19 protein-coding genes are annotated in these 21,264 nt (G+C 45.9%); 10 read left to right on the forward strand and 9 right to left on the reverse strand.

Translation table 11 applies throughout. The annotated features are described in order from the left end of the window. Window positions 1-73 precede the first annotated feature (73 nt). A complete protein-coding gene (locus ACY2RR_RS19040) occupies window positions 74-652 on the forward strand; it encodes a HupE/UreJ family protein (protein WP_490109764.1) in 579 nt (192 codons plus the stop codon). Window positions 653-796: 144 nt separating this feature from the next. Here ACY2RR_RS19040 and ACY2RR_RS19045 read toward each other — a convergent pair whose 3' ends face one another. Further along, on the reverse strand, window positions 797-3,253 hold the full coding sequence (locus ACY2RR_RS19045) for an alkyl sulfatase dimerization domain-containing protein (RefSeq protein ID WP_490109765.1): 2,457 nt from the start codon (window positions 3,251-3,253) through the stop codon (window positions 797-799). Between the two features lie 368 nt (window positions 3,254-3,621). On the opposite strand from ACY2RR_RS19045, the gene ACY2RR_RS19050 reads away from it, so the two are divergent. Continuing rightward, window positions 3,622-4,113, forward strand: coding sequence for a hypothetical protein (locus tag ACY2RR_RS19050; RefSeq protein ID WP_490109766.1), 492 nt, complete (start codon window positions 3,622-3,624; stop codon window positions 4,111-4,113). Between the two features lie 46 nt (window positions 4,114-4,159). On the opposite strand, the gene ACY2RR_RS19055 is transcribed toward ACY2RR_RS19050, so the two are convergent. After that, window positions 4,160-5,410 (reverse strand): D-amino acid dehydrogenase, encoded by a 1,251-nt coding sequence (locus tag ACY2RR_RS19055; RefSeq protein WP_490109767.1) that lies wholly within the window; start codon window positions 5,408-5,410, stop codon window positions 4,160-4,162. A gap of 146 nt (window positions 5,411-5,556) precedes the next feature. Between ACY2RR_RS19055 and ACY2RR_RS19060 the strand changes: the two genes are divergently transcribed. Continuing rightward, the gene (locus ACY2RR_RS19060) at window positions 5,557-6,453 is read left to right on the forward strand and encodes a LysR substrate-binding domain-containing protein (protein WP_490109768.1); all 897 of its coding nucleotides are present in this window, start codon (window positions 5,557-5,559) and stop codon (window positions 6,451-6,453) included. Here ACY2RR_RS19060 and msrQ read toward each other — a convergent pair. Together msrQ and msrP are read right to left on the reverse strand one after the other, a co-directional pair. After that, on the reverse strand, window positions 6,442-7,029 hold the full coding sequence (msrQ, locus tag ACY2RR_RS19065) for a protein-methionine-sulfoxide reductase heme-binding subunit MsrQ (RefSeq protein ID WP_490109769.1): 588 nt from the start codon (window positions 7,027-7,029) through the stop codon (window positions 6,442-6,444). The genes ACY2RR_RS19060 and msrQ overlap by 12 nt on opposite strands. 10 nt (window positions 7,030-7,039) lie before the next feature. Then, entirely contained in the window at window positions 7,040-8,089 is a 1,050-nt protein-coding gene (gene msrP / locus ACY2RR_RS19070) for a protein-methionine-sulfoxide reductase catalytic subunit MsrP (protein ID WP_490109770.1), read from the reverse strand. 147 nt (window positions 8,090-8,236) lie between these two features. On the opposite strand from msrP, the gene ACY2RR_RS19075 reads away from it, so the two are divergent. Then, window positions 8,237-9,268 (forward strand): tyrosine-type recombinase/integrase, encoded by a 1,032-nt coding sequence (locus ACY2RR_RS19075; RefSeq protein WP_490109771.1) that lies wholly within the window; start codon window positions 8,237-8,239, stop codon window positions 9,266-9,268. A gap of 136 nt (window positions 9,269-9,404) precedes the next feature. Here the strand turns inward: ACY2RR_RS19075 and ACY2RR_RS19080 are convergent, their stop codons facing one another. The 5 genes from ACY2RR_RS19080 to ACY2RR_RS19100 form a co-directional block, all read right to left on the reverse strand. Next, on the reverse strand, window positions 9,405-10,103 hold the full coding sequence (locus ACY2RR_RS19080) for an MlaA family lipoprotein (protein ID WP_490109772.1): 699 nt from the start codon (window positions 10,101-10,103) through the stop codon (window positions 9,405-9,407). Between the two features lie 80 nt (window positions 10,104-10,183). Beyond that, the gene (gene prfH, locus ACY2RR_RS19085; protein WP_490109773.1) at window positions 10,184-10,804 is read right to left on the reverse strand and encodes a peptide chain release factor H; all 621 of its coding nucleotides are present in this window, start codon (window positions 10,802-10,804) and stop codon (window positions 10,184-10,186) included. Window positions 10,805-10,817: 13 nt separating this feature from the next. Further along, window positions 10,818-11,966 carry an RNA ligase RtcB family protein gene (locus ACY2RR_RS19090; protein ID WP_490109774.1) on the reverse strand — a complete coding sequence of 383 codons (1,149 nt, stop codon included), beginning with the start codon at window positions 11,964-11,966 and terminating at the stop codon, window positions 10,818-10,820. Between the two features lie 248 nt (window positions 11,967-12,214). Then, window positions 12,215-14,329 (reverse strand): ricin-type beta-trefoil lectin domain protein, encoded by a 2,115-nt coding sequence (locus ACY2RR_RS19095; protein ID WP_490109775.1) that lies wholly within the window; start codon window positions 14,327-14,329, stop codon window positions 12,215-12,217. Window positions 14,330-14,562: 233 nt separating this feature from the next. Beyond that, complete coding sequence (locus tag ACY2RR_RS19100) at window positions 14,563-15,999, reverse strand: aminotransferase-like domain-containing protein (protein WP_490109776.1); 1,437 nt, start codon at window positions 15,997-15,999, stop codon at window positions 14,563-14,565. A 109-nt stretch (window positions 16,000-16,108) separates the two neighbouring features. Here ACY2RR_RS19100 and ACY2RR_RS19105 point away from each other — a divergent pair, with 109 nt between their 5' ends. From ACY2RR_RS19105 to ACY2RR_RS19130, 6 genes are all read left to right on the forward strand, one after another. Next, a complete protein-coding gene (locus tag ACY2RR_RS19105; protein WP_490109777.1) occupies window positions 16,109-16,564 on the forward strand; it encodes a hypothetical protein in 456 nt (151 codons plus the stop codon). Between the two features lie 22 nt (window positions 16,565-16,586). After that, entirely contained in the window at window positions 16,587-17,489 is a 903-nt protein-coding gene (locus tag ACY2RR_RS19110; RefSeq protein WP_490109778.1) for an NAD(P)-dependent oxidoreductase, read from the forward strand. 114 nt (window positions 17,490-17,603) lie between these two features. Further along, entirely contained in the window at window positions 17,604-18,383 is a 780-nt protein-coding gene (locus ACY2RR_RS19115; protein WP_490109779.1) for a sulfite exporter TauE/SafE family protein, read from the forward strand. 93 nt (window positions 18,384-18,476) lie between these two features. Further along, entirely contained in the window at window positions 18,477-19,028 is a 552-nt protein-coding gene (locus tag ACY2RR_RS19120) for a pyridoxal-phosphate dependent enzyme (protein ID WP_490109780.1), read from the forward strand. A gap of 296 nt (window positions 19,029-19,324) precedes the next feature. Further along, window positions 19,325-20,347 (forward strand): cytochrome-c peroxidase, encoded by a 1,023-nt coding sequence (locus ACY2RR_RS19125; RefSeq protein WP_490109781.1) that lies wholly within the window; start codon window positions 19,325-19,327, stop codon window positions 20,345-20,347. After that, entirely contained in the window at window positions 20,344-21,195 is an 852-nt protein-coding gene (locus ACY2RR_RS19130; RefSeq protein WP_490109782.1) for a DAHL domain-containing protein, read from the forward strand. Before ACY2RR_RS19125 ends, ACY2RR_RS19130 begins: the two co-directional genes overlap by 4 nt. Window positions 21,196-21,264 lie beyond the last annotated feature (69 nt).

Consider the following 21,264-nt stretch of genomic DNA (forward strand, 5'->3'; position numbering starts at 1 on the left):
TGGCACTTCATTTGCAAAACACCAAAAGGCATACACTAACAACAACATCATACCTGCAATGAAAGAAGTAATAATGAAAAAAACACTTGGTATTTTAGTAGGGCTCCAGGTTCTGTTTCCTGGTTTTGCATTTGCTCATGATTTGGCTGAGAGCGGGGGATTTCTCTCTGGATTAAGCCACCCCATTCTTGGTTTTGATCATCTACTGGCCATGCTGAGTGTTGGAATCCTGAGTGCTCAAATGGGGAAGCGTGCAATCTGGACTGTGCCTGCAACGTTTGTGATTGTTATGTTGGTTGGTGGGATTCTTGGAATGAATGGCATTGCCTTACTCTCAGTGGAGCTTGGTATAGTTCTCTCCGTTCTGGTGTTGGGTGTTGCTATTGCAAGCGCAAAGAAACTGCCGTCACTCGTAGCCATGCTATTTGTTGGTTTTTTTGCAATCTTTCATGGTCATGCGCACGGAACAGAAATGCCTCATTTAGCTGAACCTGCGCTCTATGCATTTGGGTTTGTTATCGGAACAGCGAGCATCCATGCGCTTGGGGTTATGATCAGCTTCATATCTGAAAAGTTCACCAATGGTGCACAGCTGCTCAGATACACTGGAGCGGGAATCGCTGGTATTGGTGTTCACATGCTGGTCGTTTAACTTCGGCTTCACATTAAAGAATGCACCATGTACGAGCAATTGGTCGTTCATGGTGCGCTATATTCGAGCAATCTGGGTGCTTTCTTTCTGATCTTTGATCTGGCAACAAATTACCAGACCAAAAATTTCATCGTTACGCGCAGTTTAGTTGGTAATCATATCAAAAGGCTTATTGGGCGTGATGATATCAAACCAGAAAGCTTCTTTCTGATCAGTTTCATCCGTAAGGATTTCAAACTGCTCGATGAACGTATAAAGCTTGGTTGTGTCATCAGCGACAATTGCATTTTCTATCTGATTTCCATCAACATCGTTTTCAGTCAGCACAAAATTCAGGTCACTAAAGGTGATTTTTCCTACTAAGAGATCTGTCAGCGTTGTTTTCGTTGTATAAACTCTGGAGCCAATTTGAGATTCACTGTTGTAAGTGTAATTCAGCACGGCATTCCCGAGTGATACATTATACTGGCAGTCTCTAATGATTCTTTTTGTTTCCTCAAGATTACAGTTTTGAGGGGGCAGGTCTGTGGTTGAGATTCCCAAATTCAGTGCGATAGCTTGCTCTTTTGATTTATCAGCATCCAGGCGGATGGCGAGATAATCCAGCAACATATCGATCGACATTTGTTTGATAACATCTGGAGTTGCCGTTTGCAGAGCCACAGGTTTGTTTATATCACCACTATCAACAATCGCCCTGAGTTCCTGAGCACCCTGCAGATAAACTGAACGCCAGGGTCCTGATTCTGCCTGGTAACCCAGCTGTTCCAGAGTATCTGCTAAAAGGGCTTTGGCGTGCTTATCGATATCTTCCGGCAGATATCCCGACGTGTTGTCACAACCAGAACAGTAGCTGTAATACGTGGCATGGCGATCTGTGTTGAACTGAACGGCTTGATAGGCATAGACAACATGTTTCAGTACTTCGGCAACCCAACGATATTCGCCACGGTCATAAGCATCTTTGGCTTTTTTATAGGCCTGGTCTGCACCACCCATAAAATCTACATAACGAATGGAAGCCTGAATATCCGGAAGGTTATTCAGATCCGAAGGATGGCCATCATACCAACCCATATAGTATTGATAGATCGCGCGGGTATTGTGGCGCAAGGTGCCATAGTAACCCCGCGTAGCCCAGTTTTGTTCAAGGGCTTCAGGTAACTCCATCATTTCAGAGATTTCTTCACCGTTATAACCCTTGTTCATCAGGCGTACAGTCTGGTCGTGCATGTACTTGTAAACATCACGCTGCTTTTTAAGATAATCTTTGATGTTCTGCTGTTCCCATACCGGCCAATGGTGGCTCTGAAACTTTACCTGTGCTTTGTCGCCATAAAGTTCAATGGTTTCGTTGAGGTATTTCGCCCACAGCAGTGCATCACGCACTTTTGCGCCACGCAGAGTGAGGATGTTATGCATAGTGTTGGTGGTATTTTCTGCCATCCACAGGGCATTCTGATCAGGCAACCAGGTGTTCATTTCTGCTGGCGCTTCTGTTCCTGGTGTCATCTGAAACACCATACTTATGCCATCTACATTGTATGGGCAGGGACCAGTCTCACCAAGTTTGCACTCGTCGTAGATTGTGTCTTCATTGATAAGAACACTGGGCAAAAGCAGCCCGGGGACACCTGTAGACGTAGTCATACCGAGCCCGGCATTAACGCTGCCAAAACGATCACGATTCAGAAGAGAACCGTACATGTATACAGCACGTCGACCCATAGCATTACCGGCAATGACATTTTCTGAAACTGCATGTTCGGTAAAACCTTCAGGTGCATAAATCTCAAAAGGAAGGTTTTTTTCGTCATAATTTTCTGGCAGGAATCCTGTTACACCGCCGTAATGATCAGAGTGACTATGGCTGTATATAACATTGGTCACGGGGTAATAACCCAGATTCTCGGTAACCAGCTTATAAGATGCTTTGGCTGTTTCTGGGGAAATCAGCGGATCAAATACAATCCAGCCATCTTTTCCTTTTACAAAGGTAATATTGGAAAGGTCATACCCACGTACCTGATAAATATCTCCCTGATCTGGAGTTTTAGATTTATTGTTAATGACATCATGAACCTGGTAAAGGCCGTAATAAACATTCAGCTTGGCATTCCGCCATAAGCTGGGATTGACCGTCATTTCACTTTCTTCGGAGCCGTCCGCACCTTCACCCGGTAGAGCGTTGAACGTGAATTCCCCAGCATCACCTTTACTTTCAACTAGAAGAGCCATGTAATCTTTCAGGCTCCATACTGGCGCTATGATTTGTTTGTGTTTATCTCTCCCGCAAGGGGCTCGCCTACTTTCATAATTTACAACCCCGTTTCCTGGGCAAATAATCAGGTCTTCCGATGGTCTTGCAATAAAGCCTTTTGTAGCATTCTTGTAATCATCTTCAGTAACGCCACTGCCAGTAATATCATCATTAAGTGAAAGATGATTAATGACTGCAATGTTTGATTTTGTTGTTTCAGCTGAGGCTTCTTTGGGGCGAATGCTGGGTCCGTCTGTGAACAGATTTGTCTGTTCAGAAAGCTGCGCACATCCCGCTAACAACGCTACAGTAGCTGTTAGCGTAAAGCTTTTTATTTTCATTGAATGATTCTTCCTGATTGAAGTTTTTTCCATTTTTTATATCAAGTGCTCGTTTGCATTCCATTAGATGCAAAACCTATTTGATTTAAGGTAGTCAAATAAACTTGATGGATTAAATGTTATCGACGCAGGTTTGATTGTTCAATATCAAATAAGAAATTGTTTCTATGTTTAGAATTAATAAAGTGGTTAATTATATTTATCCCCATGTGAATTTAATAAATATAATTTCTAATTAATATGCACTTTCCGCAAAACAATATTTATTTTTTAATTTTGAGAAATAGGTTTGATGTTTATTTTTTCCAGTGATAAAAAATAACAGCCGACTGGTTATCTATGGACTCATTAAATAAAAGGAAATTTAAATGAAAACGCTTGCGCTTTTTGTTGGTCTTGCTATTGCTTTAACAAGCACTGTTACATCCGCTTCAACATGTAGAGTTTATAAAAAACACAGCAACTTCTATGAAGAAATTGGCCGTATTAACAACAACAGAATTGAAGTTAAACACAGTAATTTCTATGAAGAGATAGGTAAGTACGAAAGTTCTGACACTACAAGCTACCCAGCTAAGTGGGGAAAGATTTATCAAAAGCACAGCAATTTCTATGAAGACTTTGCAAAAGTAGAAAATCATCGTTTTAAAATAAAGCACAGTAATTTCTACGAAGAAGTGGGTAAGTACGAGAATTCCAACACAACAAGCTACCCAGCCAAATGGGGTAAGGTTTATAAGAAATTGGGCCGCGATGTTTATGACGAAATTGGTAAAGTCAGTGACAATTGCAGAGATGACCAGTATGCACTGGGTGGTGCTGCCTACCTGCTAGGCATTATTACTCCACCAAAATATTAATGCTTATGATGCTGTGCCTTATTAAAAGGCACAGCATCTGCTTTTCCTAGTAGCGTTCTGCGCCTAGCCCTTCTGAATCTATATCCGGTTGTTTTCCAGAAACAATATCAGCCAGGTAACGAGCTGATCCACAGGCCATGGTCCATCCCAAGGTACCGTGACCAGTATTGGTGTACAGGTTACTGATTCTGGTTTTACCGATAACTGGAGTTCCATCGGGCGTCATCGGCCGCAGCCCTGTCCAGAACTCAGCTTGTTTAATATCCCCACCGTGGGGAAACAGATCCTGAACTACCATGGAAATGGTTTGTTTGCGCTTTTCGGTTAACTCTGTGTTAAAGCCAGCTAGTTCGGCTGTACCTGCCACACGAATACGATCATCAAACCGGGTAATAGCTACCTTATAAGTTTCATCCATCACTGTGGAGCGCGGGGCGAGATCACCATTGGCTACAGGTACAGTCAGTGAATAGCCTTTTACCGGGTATACAGGAATAATAATGCCGAAAGGTTTCAGCAGCGCCCGTGAATAGCTACCCAGTGCCATAACATAAGCATCAGCCTGTAATCTTCCTGCAGAGGTGTGCACAGCATTAATCTGTTGTTGGTCACCTTCCAGCCATTGGACGTGAGTATTGAACAGAAACTTCACACCTGCCTGTTTAGCCAGGTCGGTCAGTTGCTGGCAGAACAGGTAACAATCTCCCGTTTCATCATCCGGTAAACGAAGGCCGCCTACTATTTTGTCAGCGACCGGCACCAGGCCGGGTTCAGCAATCAAACATTGTTCGCGGTTGAACTCCTGATAATGCACGCCACTTTCCTTCAGGAGCGCAATATCTTTCTGAACAGCTTCAATCTGCTGCTCAGTTCTAAACAGCTGCAGTGTGCCCTGTTGTCGGCTTTCAAAGTTTAAATGATGATGTGCCTGCAGCTCGGCTAAACACTCGCGGCTGTAATTGGCAACGCGCAGCATTCTGTTTTTATTAATCTGGTAACGGGTTTTACTGCAGTTGGCCAGCATTTTGGTTGCCCAGAGATAAAGCTCTGGCGAAAGGCCCGGGCGTATTTTTAAAGGAGCATGCTCCTGCATAAGCCATTTTACGGCTTTGGCCGGAATCCCTGGAGCTGCCCAGGGTGAAGAATACCCATAAGAGATCTGGCCGGCATTAGCAAAGCTTGTTTCTTCTGCACTGCGCGGTTGTCTGTCGACAACAGTTACCTCGTGGCCAGCCTGGGCCAGATACCAGGCAGAGGTTAAACCGATAACCCCACTCCCCAAAACCATTATCTGCATAGCATCTCACCTTTCATGGGCTGGTACTGGCCGTTAAGGCTGGAAACCCAGTTTTTTGCGAAGAGTGCCTAACAGGGCTGTGCCTCACAAACGATATTTCTTAACATCTGCCTTTAGAAAAACTAAAAGCAGATGAGTAAAGAGCTGTGAAGTATCAAGTTTCTCTGGCAAACAGCATGGTGAGCTTTTCTATTGTCGGGAGTTGTAAAAGTTTCACCGAAGCTGCCAAAAAGCTGCATATCACCACCGGTGCTGTCAGTCAGCAGATGCGCCAGCTTGAGCAACAGCTGGGGCTGGATTTATTCCGCCGTCATTCGAGAGGCATTCACCTGACGGAAGCAGGCCTGACTCTTTACGATGCAGTTCACCGTGGCCTGTCTGATATCAGTAGCACTATAGAGTCTCTGCAGCAGCAGAAAGCTATGGCTGGTGAAGTGCAACTCAAACTCACACCGTCGTTTGCGTTTAAATGGCTGACACCTCGTTTACCGCAGTTCTATAAAAAGTATCCCGATATCAGTATTCAAATGTTCGCAGAAGGAGCATTGGTTGATGCCACCAGTGCGGACTTTGATCTGGCTATCGATTACGGGCAGATACCTTATAGCACTCATCATGCAGAACTTCTTATTGAAGAGCAGTTGCTCCCGGTTATGAGCCCTGACTATCTGGAATCGATACCGGATTTGAACTGGGAACAGGTCACTCTGCTGCACGATGCCATGCCATGGCAAAGCGCACCCAAATCAGTGGAGTGGCAGGAATGGTTTAAAGCGATGAACATCAAAGCAGATGCCAATCGCGGACACTTCTTTAATCGCACAGATATGGCCATGGCAGCGGCTGAAGCCGGGTTGGGCATAGCCATGGCTCGTACCATGCTGATTACAGATGAACTTGAAAATGGGAAATTAATCTCTCCCTTTGAACCTGTTGATGCACGAGCTGGCTACTATCTTATTCAGCATTCAACGTCAGCTGCCGTTGAATGCTTTAAAGCCTGGCTGCGAAAAGAGTGTCATTCGTCTTTCTCAGAAACGTAAAGCCTTTTTGAGCCTGGGAACTCTCAATAAGAGAAGGCTAAAAATAGCCAGACCGTACAAAACAGGTTCCGTATAATCACTCTTCACCAGCCACAGGAAGTGCAATACCGCCAGGGCCGCTGCAAGGTAAACCAGTTTGTGTAATTTCACCCAGTTTTTACCCAAGCGACGCATCATACTTTTTGTAGAAGTGATCCCGAGCGCAACAAGAATAACAACAGCCACTGCACCAACAATAATGTACGGTCTTTTATAAAGATCCTCGAGCAGTGTCAGCCACTGCCAGCCGAGCATAAATGCCAGATACGCAATCACATGCAGCAGTGCATAAAACAGGGCAAACAGACCAATCATTCTGCGAAAACGAATAAGCTTGTTAACACCGGAGACTGTACGAAGAGGTGTAATGGCTAAACCTGCGCACAGAAAGATCAGCGCCCATTCCCCAAGATCCCGGGTTAAGGTGTTTGCTGGATCTGGCCCCAGCGTATTGCTAAGCACCGACTGAATCAGGAAACCCAGAGGCGCCAGGCACAGAGGAAATATCAGCAGTTTGCTTCGTGCTACCCAATCCATTATCACTGCCTCAATAGTACTTGCTTAAATCCATGCCGCTGTAGAGGTGTGCCACTTCCTCTTCATAACCATTGAACATTCTGGTTTCTATGCGGTTTGGTTCCCACAATGTATCTGGCAGGCGTCTTTCCATGGCCTGACTCCAGCGTGGGTGATCGACATTGGGATTCACATTGGCAAAGAAACCATACTCACTGGGGCCTGATTTCACCCAGGTTGTTCTGGGCATTGTTTCTGTAAAACGGATTCTGACAATGGATTTGATACTTTTGAAACCATATTTCCAGGGTACAACCAGTCTGAGTGGAGCACCGTTTTGTGGCGGCAGGGTTTTGCCATAAAGCCCCACAGCCATAAAGGTGAGCGGGTTCATGGCTTCATCAATTCTCAAACCCTCAACATAGGGGTACTCAATAGAGCTCAAACGGGAACGCTGACCAGGCATTTGTTCTGGGTCGTAAAGAGTATGGAACTCAACATATTTCGCTTTTGATGTTGGCTGAAAACGTTTGAGCATGTCGGCAAGGGAATAACCAACCCAGGGCACCACCATGGACCAGGCTTCTACGCATCTCAGGCGATAGATTCTTTCTTCCAGATCATGGGGTTTCAGAATATCTTCCAGTGTATATGTGCCTGGCTTTTCTACGGCACCTTCTACAGTGACTGACCAGGGATCTGTGATCAGATCTTTTGCATATTCTGCCGGGTCCTGTTTGCCATAACCGAATTCATAGAAGTTGTTGTACCCGGCAACTGTGGGGTAGGGGGTAAGCGCTTCTTCGGTGAGAAATTGGCTTTTAGTATGTTCAGCTACCTTCTGCTGCAGCCATTGCGGGGCATTGAATTGAGGGATGTCTATGTCTGTGCTTGCTGGGGTGTTTTTTACCGCAGCAGTTGTTTGAGTCAGATCATCGGAGCATCCGACCAGGGTCAGGCCAAGGCCAGCCAAAGCAAACTGCCCGCCTTTTTTCAGAAAGCGGCGGCGATCCTGATAAACAGTTTCTGAAGTGATTTCACTGCTACGTACATCGCTGCGGTTTTTTGTTCGGATCAGCACAGAAGAACTCCTTAATACACTCTCCATGATTTACGCCAGAGTGAGCTCTGCAGATTCAGGCTTTGTGCTTATCTCAAAAATGCTCTCCAGAATTCGTTACACTGGGGCTTTCTATTGCCGCTGTATAAAAGAGTCGTGCCACAAAACATGATCAAGGATCGAGATACTCTGATTGAACTGGAATCAGACCAGTCTTCAAAAGAACGGAAAATTGATCGTTATATAAAAGCTGGAACAGCTGAGCATACCCGCACTGCGTATCAGGCCGATGTAAGACATTTCCAGAACTGGGGAGGGTTATTACCTGCTTCAGTAGAAACTCTGTGTGAGTATCTGGTTGAACATGCCGAGCGTTTAAGCGTGTCGACTTTATCCCGGCGCCTGGCAGGTTTGTCGGCCTGGCACAAAGCCCAGGGGTTTACTGACCCTGCCGACAATATAACCGTTCGAAAGATAATGAAAGGTATTCGTCGTGAACATAATGCTCCGGCTCGAAAAGCCCGCCCGTTAACACTGCAGGAGTTGATGAAGATCGTCAGCTACCTCGATCAGGTCATCGAAGAAAACTCTACCAGTGGATTGGTTTCTGCTCGCCAGGAACAAAACTGGCTGAGAGCCAAAAGAGATAAAGCAATGCTTCTGTTTGGGTTCTGGCGCGGATTTCGTGCCGATACCCTATGTAGCTTGAGGCGAGAATTTGTTGAACTGGCTCATGTGACTGCTAATGGTCAGCCACTGGCCGCTTTATCTATTTATATTCCTTATTCGAAAGGTGACAGGCAGGCTCATGGTGAGACGGTAACCATTCCTGCCATGGGCGATCAATCCTGTTGCGCAGTTGTTGCATGGAATGACTGGGTCAATGGGGCAAACTTTTCGTTGTCCAAAGGCCCGTTGTTTGGAAAATTTAGTCGCCAGGGAAACCTCATTGATGAACCACTATCTCCAGGTTCCCTTGGGCACTGGTTAAAGCGGTTGTGTGAAAAAGCAGGCATTAAGAATGCCGATAAATTCAGCAGCCATTCTCTCAGACGCGGACTTGCCAACCTGATGGCTCAGAATGGCGCAGACACTCGTGTGTTAATGGAACATATTGGCTGGAAATCACCAGCAACGGCATTGTCTTATATAGACAGCAACAGAGATGGCCTTGAGCTTTTGTTAACTTTAGGGGAATAAATATGTTCAGGTAGTACTGATATTTTTCTCCAAGATATATGATTGTATAAGATTTAACATAATTTGTATTATGCGTATTTGCAGTTCAGGCTGAGCTGCATTGGAAAATGCTCAAACTCAACCTGAAAAACAGATCCTAAAAATCATCCTTGCTGTTTATTTCACCTGTTAGCAAATAGTCACGGCGCTGAAGGTAGGCATCGCGAATAAATGTATACCGGTCTCCAACTATCAGCGACTCCTGGCTGAGTAGTTTGGTTCTCAAATCTACGACTTCAGTCGCTTGTAAGGCTAAACGAGACTGGCTGTCGTTCACATCCTGAATGGGAGACAACTGACTGTCAGGCACAAACCCGGCCGCAGACCTTAATGTACGAGGCCCAAAGAGTGGAACCACTACATAAGGACCTGAAGGAACATTCCAGTGCCCCAGAGTGAGACCAAAATCCTGGTAGTTGTATTCCAGATCAAACTCAGAAGCGACATCCAGCAACCCGAGCATGCCAACAGTGCTGTTCACTACAAACCGGCTGCCAGTATCCCCCGCTTCCCGGAGTTCAAACTGTAAGAGTGAATTAGCAAAGTTGCGGACTTCAGAAAGGTTTTGAAAAAAGTTAGAAACAAGATTCTGAACAGGTTTGGGAGTGACCTGGTTATAACCACTGGCTACCGGGCGCAGAACCCAGGCGTCCAGGGTATGGTTAAAGGAGTCAGTGACTCTGTTCACTGACTCCCAGGGATCATCATAAGAGACCGTTTCACTGGACTGGGCACTCACACTGAAAGAGAGAGAAGCCGCCAGGCTGACAACAGGAATAATGGTTTTTATTTTCACTTCAAAGCCTGCATAGGGTTGCTGAACTCAAAGAGCTATACGCAACAACTGCAGTTTTGTATTCAGTCAAACGTTCAACTTCACTTCAGCGAAAACCGGGGGCCATAAAATATCCTGTGGGCATTCCCTCGTTCCAGAACTCTGTGCTGGTGTCTCCGTTGCTTTTTCTCACACTCCCTTTGTTGTACCTGTTGTTCTTGCAATTTGCTGTACAGCAACGCAACTGCCAAACGTTTATTCGCATGCTGACTGCGCTCAGTTTGCACTTTTACCTGTAGCCCTGAAGCTGTGTGGACTGCCTGCACGGCACTATCAGTTGTATTAACATGCTGGCCCCCTGCACCAGAAGCTCGACAGGTTTTAAACTGAATTTCGCTCATTTCTGCTGCGTTAACATCTGGTACAGGAAAACATTCTCCACTAAAGAACCAGTTCTTACGGCGAATATTTTTTCTGAACGGGCTGGGACACACCCAGAGAAAATTACCTGACCATTGCTTAGATAACTCTTCCGCTCTCCGCCCTTCCAGTGAAATCAGTGCTGAACGGTAGCAGCCTTTCTCGTTACCATGAGCAATGTCCAAGACCTCTGCATTTACCTTTACCTTTTCGGCTTCCCTTTCAAGAGTTTGCAAAGCGAGAGTCACCGCTCTTTCACACTCTACCGGTCCTTGCCCAGCCGACAATTGTAATAAGATCATTTGAAGGCTCCTTTCATGATACCCGTCCATGGGTTTTAAATGTCAGATAAGGCTTCATACGGGCAATAACATTAACCAATCCTGCATCACTCAGGTCTTCAATGACTCGGTGACTATCTTTGTAAGCTTCCGGTGCTTCGTCATAGAGCAGGTTGTTATCTCCACAGATAACCCGGCTACCCAATGCCGTACGGTACAACTCACCTTTCTTATACTTGCCCTTCAATCGTGATTTGCAGTCACCTCTTACCCACTTACGCCCGGCACCATGGGCCAGAGAAAATAGTGAAACCTCAGAAGGCACTGGTTTTACGAGATAACTGTAATCCCCTCGAGAACCAGGAATTACGACAAGCCCCTGATCTGCCGGAGTTGCTCCTTTTCTATGTAACCAGCCGGCTTCTCCATCAATGGAAACAGCGTTCATCAGGTTATGATTAATATCAAGAACCTCTTCCCCGTTTGTCTTTAATGCACTAAAAAAGCGTTGGGCAATCAAATGCCTGTTCAACTCAGCCCAGGCAAGAGCTTCATTATGTTGCTTGATATATCCATTAAATGCTGGGGAATTTTCTTCAATCCCATCATGGTTAAATTCTTTTACGTGCCGCTGCAAAATATCCTGCCCCAAGCCTCGAGATCCGGAGTGCACTAATAACTGCAAGCATTCACGATTCAAACCAATGCGATCGAATTCTTCGTTATCAAAAACAGAGTCAATCATCTGAAACTCTGCGAAATGATTTCCCCCGCCAATTGTTCCTAATGCGTAATCAAAGGTGCTGGTAGAAATACCACGCTGTAACTTTCCTTCTGTTATTTCTGGTTCCCACTCATCACTCAAGGAACCTTCTACATCACGCAAGCGGCTTTCAACTCTATCCTGGCTTGTTCTCGATCTTTTTAGGCCTGTTTGCCACAAGGCCATGCCACAACCGATGTCGTTCCCAACAAGTGCAGGAAAAACTCTCCCCTGCGAGAAAAAAGCTGCACCAATCGGATACCCTCGCCCGGGATGAAGATCAGGCATTCCAGATACCTTTTTCATTCCCGGAAGATCTGCCGTTTTTAAAAGTTGTTGAACGGCACTGCCTTCTATCCAGCTGGATGAAGACGCAATTAAATTGGTTTTATCAGATAAAACCTGGATGGAGTTGCCCATCGACCAATTCCTTTACGGATTTAAAAATAATTGAATTGGCAGGCCTTACGGCCGGGCAAAGAAGTTACGCGGCGAGACCTGCAAAGGTGAAACGTAAATAAGACATGTTTTTCTCCTCCGCAGTTGATGGATGGTTAATAAGGCGGGGAATACTAAATATCTATTTATTGCAATGCAATAAAAGTTTTGTATCTCGTTATCTGCCTGAAGTATTCAGGCAGATAACGCCACTTTGAATTGCTCAATAATTACTGGTCATAATCCCAATGCCAGCGTTTATCCGCTTTGCGATTATAGTGTTCTAACTGTAAATCCCGCCCTTTTCCAAATTTCTCCATACTGACCGACATTGCCATTCCTGGTGATTTAGCCAGCCGCAGAGAGTTATAGCTGCCATTCAGCCACTTCTGGTTGCTGCCACCATGGCAGCTCCATAGCATCAGGTCTGTACCTTCAGAAGTTTTGCCACCTTCCGCATCCAGACATAACCCGGTGTTCAGATAGGGGCGAATAGTTCCATCCGGGTAATGCCGCCAGAGCTGGCTCTTAGGGTTACGATTGCCATGGCAAGAATACTGTTCTACATCTCTGCCCTTCTGAACTTTACTGTCACCACCTTCTACATCCAGGCAGTAATTCTCATCATTCTTTAACCGAAAGAACCCGGTTTCAACCGGAACTGATGCCAGGCGAGTTGGCAGTACAGCATTGGCCAGCCACTTTCCTTCCTGGCTGATATCGTTGTAGTTCAACCATGCTCGAGTGCCTGCACTGATACTATGAAGTGCATCCATATCAACACTGCTGGCCGGCATAACAAACTTACCAGAGATGGCCGCACAGGCCGCTCCAGCCTGGTTCCAGCTGACAGGTTGAGTCAGGCTCCACAGCCCAGGACTTATTTCACATGCTGCAGGGTAACTGCGATTACACTCGGTATCGTTTAAACGCCCGTCTTCACGAATAACGGCGCAGTCTTCATTACCGCCACTGTTATTGGGCTCCCCACTGTTCCAGCGCGTTTTTGCAAATGGCTGTTTCCAGAATACTGTTGCATTATCAGCAGGCAACCACTCCCCTTCACGCTGTGCATCAGTGTATGCAATCCATACAGAAGGCTTGTTCTCTGCTGTTTTTGCATCCTGTAATTGTCTCATCTGCCAGCCATCATAAGGCAGTGAGAAGCTGTGCTGAGCACCAAACTCTTCACGACATGCTGCAAAGCCATCTTTCCAAGGGCCTTGCTGAGAAGTGATCTGCCAGCTGCCATTAATAAGATTACGACAGGCATAAGGTGCTGAATTTGCACAGTTGCTGTCGTTCATACGGTTATTCAGCCCCCAATTGGTTGTCAGTTGAGCGCAGTGTTCATTATTGCTGCTGTTATTAGGTTCACCAGAAGCCCAGCTCCATATAACATCCTGTAAACGTCCATCGTTCACATCAATAGAATCAAACTGGAAACCCAGGCCACAATCTGTAAGGTGGCGAACTTTTTCACCACTGACCTGCCGCTCAGAAAGGAACACCTTGGCAAAGTTGGTACGATCTTCAGAAACCCAGGCTTTTGCTTTCTGTAACCGGTCCGGTCCGGTGCTGCCAAACACGCAAGTTGGATACGGAGTGTAATCGTCGTTCCAGACTGTACCAGTTAACCCTCCGGGACCTCCTGAAGGTTTACTCTGCGAGAATCCGAAGCTTCCCCACTCCCGACGTGTACTGTTGGATGAGGAACAATGATTTCCGCCACCAAGGCTGATGATCAGCTGTTTACCGGCAGCAAGAATATCGTTTTTCGTTAAAGACTCAGAGAATTTCTGACCACAACTCTCAGGACGAAGAATGATCTCACTGAAGTTTTTCAAAACAGGTAGAGCATCACCATAGCGCTCATCCATTTCATCCTGAAACTCAACCAGTACAACTTCCTCACGGTTTTCCGGTTTACGAAGCCAGGTAACAATTTCATTCATTCCATCTTTGAAAAGCCGGTCGTTACTGCTGCACAAGCGGTGCTGGTCGTCAGCGCTCCAGTGGCAAAGCCTTAACGTTCCATTCACATTGTGTACATCCAAATTAAGCTGCCGCACGCCCATATTAAGCTGGCCTACTAGTGTGTAGTCCTGCTGAGGATCGGCATATTCGATGCCATCAACACGGTATTCCTGAGAGTTAAAGGAATTGTGTGTGCGCAGTTTTTCAAGCTTATAAAACGGTAGATACTCGGTAATTGATTCCTGGTACTGCAGAATTTTATAAGTGCGGGAATTTTTGAAATCTGCCAGCTCATCGGCCAGCAAATTTGTACAGAACAGAATAGCAACAAGGGTTGATAACCCTTGCCGTAATAAACGTGTATGCATTGTTATTATCTCTGATGTTGCTCTAGGCACTTTGCCCTGTTTTTATTTTTTGGTGCACAACATACAACGAGCACACAAATACTACTGATTCATGTACTTCTCAGAACTGACAACAACATATTATTGGCTGCCTGACAAGACCAACATAGCGAGGTATTTTTTACAGGGTCTAATCTTTACCGCTGCTTCGCAGTGAAAACGCAGCAAGCTGCGGGGAATTAGACCCTTGGAGATTAAAAATGGATATGTTTGTATTGTTTCTGTTTAAGCAGAAGCGCAAGTGCATTAAGCCCATCTTTGTATCTATGCTCACTTGCTTCTGCCATAACAGAGAGTCTGACCGAGTTTAATGGTTGGCTGGTCGCATTAAAATAACTTGAGCTACTTACGAGTAGTTGCTGCTTTTTAGCAGATAGTTCGAATTCTTCAGAGCTCCAGTGTTCAGGCAGTGGAAGCCAGATGTGATAACTGCCCGTGTTTTTAAATGTTTCGGGATTTGGCAGTATTTCTCGCGCTATTTCTTGCCTTTGCGCGGCAATCTTGCGCTGCCTCTCTGCTAACCGAAAAGCATCGGCACTTTCAATCATTGAGGTGGCAGCTGAAAAAACCAGAGGAGGAGCCAGCCAGATAGACGTTCTGATGAAGTTTGCCAAATGTCTGGTTTGTGCCTGAGGTGCTTTTATATAAGCACAACGTAACCCTGGACTAATGGCTTTTGACAAGCTGTTAATATAGAACCCCAGATCTGGGATCAGATTCGTCAGGGGAGGGATGGTATCCTGATTCAAAAAACCATAGATGTCATCTTCCAACAGCCATATCACATGCTTTTCAATAACATGAGCAATCGCCTCCCGACGAGGCTCTGGCATAGTAGTACCTGTGGGATTCTGGTGAGAAGGAACAAGAATAACCATTTTAACCGAATGGTCAGTACAAGCCTCATTCAATGCTTCGGGAAGCATTCCTTCCTCGTCCATTTGGATTCCAACAGCCTTACGCCCTAAAAAATCAAGAATCGACAAAATTCCAGGGTATGTTTGTGCTTCAACGGCTACCGAATCACCTGGCGACGTATAAAGCTGAACCAGTGTTGAGAGTGCATGTTGAGCCCCGTTAGCCAGTAACACATCCTCCGGACTACTAACCTCTAACCCAAAAGATTGAGTCCATGCGGCTCCCGCTTCCCTATGCACCCATAACCCCGTGGATTCCGCATAACTATGGAGCTCTGATGTATTCGTTGCAGTACAGGCCGAATGAACGTGATAGTTCAATACCTGCAAATGATCTATGTCAAAGCAAGGTTGTAGGATAGAGAAATTGATTTCATTACTCGTGGCTTCCGGACAGATCACCCGACCAAGCGCCCTTTCATGACAGACAAAGCTGCCGCGCCCTACAAAAGACTCTATCTGACCCTGCTCAGCTAAAAGATTGTACGCTTTAGCTACAGTAGCAGGGGTTGTTCCAAGTTCATCTGCCAACACTCTCTGCGGAGGCAGCTTGCTGCCCTGAGGATATTCACCGTCTTCAATTTTGGCGCTTATGGTTGACGCAATTTCCAAATATTTAGGTGTACTCATCTCAAATGGGAACAACTCTGTAACTGTATGAATTTGATTATGCCACACAAGACATTCACCACCAATCATTGATAAACTCAACATATGTCATTCCACATTATTGACATATGTCATTTGTGAGGAGTAAGCTCCAATCGCTCGCGAAACAGCGAACATGCCATTAATAAAAATCATAATCAGGTTGTATTAGGAAATGTACGAGCCAGTATTACAGCGTCAGGATGACATGGCACAGATTCAGGAAATTCATCTGTCCTATGACGTGTATGATGTTCTGAGAAAAAGGCTGTCCAGACTGGACTGCAAATCGGATGTGGACTGGCTGGAAGCAAAGAGCTGGATATCTGCCCGAATCAAACAAGCTCTGCCAGAAAACATCCTCACTGAGCTGAAAGGATTCCCTAAAAGCTATCATCGTACTGCACTTATCATTCGCGGGTGCCCCATTGATTCAGCACTCCCGCCAACGCCTTACCATGGTTATCTTGATCCCGACATATTGCCTTTAGCCATAGCCATAGCCATGCATATTGGAATCTACCATCTGGCCGGCCTGGAACCGGTTGCCTATCAAAATGAAAATAATGGCAATCTTTTTCGACATGTTGTTCCTGCCTCTGAGGACACACCACACATTGGATTGGATTAATCACCACAACAAGGAGTGACATATGACAATTAAAAAGGCTGCATTTATTGGCCTGGGTGTTATGGGTTACCCCATGGCTGGGCACCTTCAGAGCACATTACCAACAACTGTTTACAACAGGACTCTACAGAAAACCAAACAATGGCAGAGTGAGTACAAAGGTAATGTCGCTTTAACACCCGCTGAAGCTGTAAAAGAGGCAGATATAGCTTTTTTATGTGTTGGGAATGATGAGGATGTGCGCAGTGTCGTATATGGCAATACGGGCGTTTTGGCTGGATTAAAGGAAGGCGCAATTCTTGTTGATCATACGACAACATCCGCAGAACTTGCCATGGAACTGGCGAATGCCTGCCAAATACAGTCCGTCGATTTTATCGACGCTCCCGTTTCAGGTGGTCAGGCAGGAGCCGAAAAAGGGTGCTTAACCGTTATGTGTGGCGGCGAACCTCAGGTTTTTGAACGTATAACACCAGTCATAAGCTGCTATGCCGGCCAGATCCAGCGCCTTGGTGGGCACGGGCAAGGCCAGCGCTGCAAGATGGTTAACCAGATCTGTATTGCTGGTGTTCTCCAGGGGCTGAGTGAAGCCATTCTTCTGGCAGAAAAATCACAACTGGATGTAGAGCAGGTCGCTAAGACCCTGAGTTCAGGTGCTGCTGGCTCCTGGCAGATGAATAACAGGGCTGCGACCATGGCCAAAAGACAATACGACTTTGGCTTTGCTATTGACTGGATGCGTAAAGATCTGGGTATTTGCCTTGAGGAAGCTCAGAAGCATCACCTTGATCTGCCTTTAGTCCGGAATGTCGACATCAGATACGCTGGCCTTCAGGAACAAGGCAAGGGCCGTATGGACACTTCTGTTCTTATCGAATCACACCGGAAAACAGCGCAAGTTGCAAAACCTGTCACCAGCGTCTGAACAGAAAACCTGCCGGTGAATGAGTCACGAAATGCATGCACTCATTCACCCTTTGAATTTTTTTAAAACGGTTTTGGAAAATATTTCCCCGTTACTTGAAAGGAATAACTCATCATGGATTTTTTCGGACCAGAGATGACTCTTTGGATAGTGTCCGCACTCATGCTGTCTGCCTTTGCAGCAGGTTTCATCGACAGTGTTGCCGGTGGAGGCGGACTGATTCTGGTGCCATCATTCATCCTCGCAGGCTTACCCCCGCAAGTAGCCCTGGCTCAGGAAAAAATTGTCAGCACTCTGGGCACACTGGCAGCTATCCGCAACTTTATTAAAAACAAGAAGGTGGTATGGGGAGCAGTAGCCACGGGCATACCTGCTGGCTTAATAGGTTCATATATTGGTGCAGAGGCTATTCTGCATTTCGATCAGGACACGGTGGGAAAAATCATTCTTGCCATGCTGCCAGTGGGCATAATTCTCTCTTTCATTCCCAAGAAAGAAACAGCTCCCAACCAACATGACATCAAACCCCTCACCTTGTACCTTGGTGTACCTGTGGCGGTGTTTGTTATTGGTTTTTACGATGGTTTTTTTGGCCCAGGAACAGGAAGCTTTCTGATTCTGGCACTGCATTACTTGCTACGCTTCGACCTGATAGCGGCCTCTGCAACATCAAAGCTGTTCAATTTTTCTTCTAACATCGGAGCACTGATTGCCTTCATGATCTCCGGTAAAGTGCTCTATATGCTGGCTATTCCTCTGGTTCTCATGAACCTTCTGGGAAACCATGTAGGAAGTGGTTCTGCCCTGAAATATGGCCCAAAAATGGTACGTACCACCCTTTCAGTCTCAATGGTTCTGCTCATGGGCTCTCTGGGCTACAAGTTCATTATTTAATACGGAAGTTAAATTCATGGCGACAGAGCGCTTTGGAGAATTCGGGAGCAGTTATGTTGCTGAACCCCTGAAAAATGTTTGTCGGAAATCAGTATGGGGTTCGAACAGGCATTTAAAAATGCACAGTTCAGAGAGCAACATGCCAGGTTGCATCGGGATTATGTAGGCCGGCCATCACCTTTGTATTTCGCCGAATCCCTGAGTCAGGATTTGGGGGGAGCCAGAGTTTACTTCAAACGTGAAGATCTGAACCATACCGGCTCCCCCAAAATCAACAACTGTATTGGTCAGGCTTTACTTGCCAGGTTTCTGGGTAAAAACAGAGTTATTGCCGAAACTGGAGCCGGACAGCATGGCGCAGCCCTGGCGACAGCATGCGCCTTACTAAAGCTGAGTTGCGTAATTTATATGGGAGCACGAGATTACCACCGGCAAAGTGCCAACGTGCAGAAAATGAAACTGCTGGGGGCAGAAGTGATTTCTGTCACAAGTGGGAGCCAGTCTCTTAAAGACAGTATGAATGCAGCTCTGAGAGACTGGATGAATCATTCAGATTCTACCTACTATGCAGTGGGCACAGTTGCCGGCCCTGCACCTTTTCCCCAGATGGTTAGGGAACTGCAAAAAGTGATTGGCATAGAGTAAGTTAAGGTGTATTGCTCTTATGTCTATTTGAGCGGTTTCAGATCACCCAAATATCCTGCTCAATATCCTTCGCATCGCAATACTTCTAACAGATGAATAAAATCCGGCAGGGAACGTCTCTTCCGAGCAATAAAACTCCGGGTATTCCACCTCATTAAAAGCCCATCTTCAATCCGCTGAATCTAAAGACGCTTAGGTTCGTATATTCTCATGATCAGTGCACAGGTTGCATCAAACACTGAGCATTTGATGCCCCCGGCTCTGCCGAAAATTATAAAAAAGAAGTTGTGGAAACAGTGAAGTTACTAAGTTCTCTCAAATGTACCAGAAACCGGCGACATCGGTTTGTTATACATACTCTGGCTATCCCTCTGCTCTCTGCCGCAGTCTCACACTCAGTCTATGCCTTGAACCTGGATGATGAGCCCATCCAGCCACTTGAAAAGTATCAGGGTATCGATATGGAAAAAGCTGTTCTGGGGAAACGTTTATTTAACGATACAAGGTTATCTATAGATAACAGTACGTCCTGTGCATCCTGCCATGACTTGAGTGGTGGCGGTGCTGATAATAAACCACTCTCTGCCGGTGCTCATGGGACACTGGGAACACGTAACTCTCCAACAGTGTTCAATTCCGCTTTTAATTTCCGACAGCTCTGGGATGGCCGGGCCAAAACACTCGCTCAGCAGGCTGATATGGCTATCGGCAGCGAAATGGTTATGAAGTTTGACTGGGAAGATATTGCTGACACGCTTGTTGAAGATGCCCATTATAAGCAGGCCTTTGAAACCCTTTATGGAGGTGTCTCCCGAAACAATGTGACCGATGCAATTGCGGAGTTTGAAAAAACGCTGGTAACGGTGAATGCACCATTTGACCGGTATCTAAAGGGAGATGATCAGGCAATTACAACTCAGCAGAAACGGGGATACGACCTGTTCAAATCCTACGGCTGTTCGAGCTGTCATCAGGGCAAGAATGTTGGCGGCAACATGTTCCAGAAGTTTGGCGTTCTTAAAGATATCAACTTAAGAGAAAGCAACCAGAACAACGATGACCTTGGTCGTTACCGTGTTACTGGCAATGAATGGGACAAATATGTTTTTAAAGTTCCAAGCTTACGCATGGTCAGCCTGACTCCTCCTTACTTCCACGATGGTTCCGTAGAAACACTGGAAGAGGCTGTTGATGTCATGATTGAGTTCCAGCTTGGCCGACCTGTTCCGCAGCAGGATCGTGATGACATTATCTCTTTCCTGCACTCACTGGCAGGAGAGTACAAAGATGAATTGCCAGCACTGGAGGCCCAACAATGAAAATTAAAGCCTTGTTGTTAGCCGTCTTCATTATTGCTAGTGCGCCAGTACTGTACCTCCAGCTGCAAACACCATTCGATTACACAGATCTTCTTAACAAGCTGCATGCCCTGAAGAATCTCAATGGCGAGATTGATGAGCTGGCTTTGCGTGCTCGCTATAACCTGGATAAAAATTATGACCAGCTCTCTTTTAAAGTGAGAGATGCAGAAGATGTTGTAAGCGAGGTTATGGAGATCCAAGCTGTACTGGATGAGCAAGGACACTCACAGCTTGCCGGGCTTCTGGCTTCCTATAAGGAATCCTGGGAAACCCGGTACGACATGATTGAAAACTTCAAATCCCATAATTCTGTTTTGCGTAACTCCCAGCGCTATGCACCTTTAGCAGCAGAAGATCTGCGGACATCACTCAACAAAGCCCTTTTGCAGACTGACTCTGAAATACTTCACTTAATGAAAGCCAACCTTCTGGAGTACAGCCTGACAAATGCGCAGGTGGTGAAAGTGAATCTCAAGCTCTCCCTTCAGGAACTAACACCTTTTGAGCAACAACTCTCAGAAAGTATGCGTCCTCAACTGCTGCGTCTGACGGATCACACTGCGGTTATTCTGCGTGAACAGGATGTAACGAATAAATACCTGAGCAGAACGATTAATAGTCGTGGCGATAAGATTCTGGATCAGGCCATTGAGTTGTCTCAGGAAGAGTTCTCTCAACAGCAGAAAGAAAATGCTCAAGTAAAACTTGTGATTGCTGCTTACCTCATAGCATTACTCACCTTCCTGGCTATTGCCTTCGGTTTGCAAGTCATCAGGAAAGGCTCTCATCAGAAAACCTTGATCTGATCGGCACTATTCCTCTGGCTCACAGTGAGCCGGAGGAATACCTCCCTGCAATCAATAGATTTTTCCTAT

It is taken from the genome of Parendozoicomonas sp. 2304DJ65-17 (assembly GCF_058148445.1).

Bases quoted from the DNA above. Each gene is read 5' to 3' on its own strand.
- ACY2RR_RS19040 (WP_490109764.1), top strand. From the start codon at position 74: ATGAAAAAAACACTTGGTATTTTAGTAGGGCTCCAGGTTCTGTTTCCT.
- ACY2RR_RS19045 (WP_490109765.1), bottom strand. From the start codon at position 3,253: ATGAAAATAAAAAGCTTTACGCTAACAGCTACTGTAGCGTTGTTAGCG.
- ACY2RR_RS19050 (WP_490109766.1), top strand. From the start codon at position 3,622: ATGAAAACGCTTGCGCTTTTTGTTGGTCTTGCTATTGCTTTAACAAGC.
- ACY2RR_RS19055 (WP_490109767.1), bottom strand. From the start codon at position 5,410: ATGCAGATAATGGTTTTGGGGAGTGGGGTTATCGGTTTAACCTCTGCC.
- msrQ (WP_490109769.1), bottom strand. From the start codon at position 7,029: ATGGATTGGGTAGCACGAAGCAAACTGCTGATATTTCCTCTGTGCCTG.
- ACY2RR_RS19075 (WP_490109771.1), top strand. From the start codon at position 8,237: ATGATCAAGGATCGAGATACTCTGATTGAACTGGAATCAGACCAGTCT.
- prfH (WP_490109773.1), bottom strand. From the start codon at position 10,804: ATGATCTTATTACAATTGTCGGCTGGGCAAGGACCGGTAGAGTGTGAA.
- ACY2RR_RS19090 (WP_490109774.1), bottom strand. From the start codon at position 11,966: ATGGGCAACTCCATCCAGGTTTTATCTGATAAAACCAATTTAATTGCG.
- ACY2RR_RS19095 (WP_490109775.1), bottom strand. From the start codon at position 14,329: ATGCATACACGTTTATTACGGCAAGGGTTATCAACCCTTGTTGCTATT.
- ACY2RR_RS19100 (WP_490109776.1), bottom strand. From the start codon at position 15,999: ATGTTGAGTTTATCAATGATTGGTGGTGAATGTCTTGTGTGGCATAAT.
- ACY2RR_RS19105 (WP_490109777.1), top strand. From the start codon at position 16,109: ATGTACGAGCCAGTATTACAGCGTCAGGATGACATGGCACAGATTCAG.
- ACY2RR_RS19110 (WP_490109778.1), top strand. From the start codon at position 16,587: ATGACAATTAAAAAGGCTGCATTTATTGGCCTGGGTGTTATGGGTTAC.
- ACY2RR_RS19115 (WP_490109779.1), top strand. From the start codon at position 17,604: ATGGATTTTTTCGGACCAGAGATGACTCTTTGGATAGTGTCCGCACTC.
- ACY2RR_RS19120 (WP_490109780.1), top strand. From the start codon at position 18,477: ATGGGGTTCGAACAGGCATTTAAAAATGCACAGTTCAGAGAGCAACAT.
- ACY2RR_RS19130 (WP_490109782.1), top strand. From the start codon at position 20,344: ATGAAAATTAAAGCCTTGTTGTTAGCCGTCTTCATTATTGCTAGTGCG.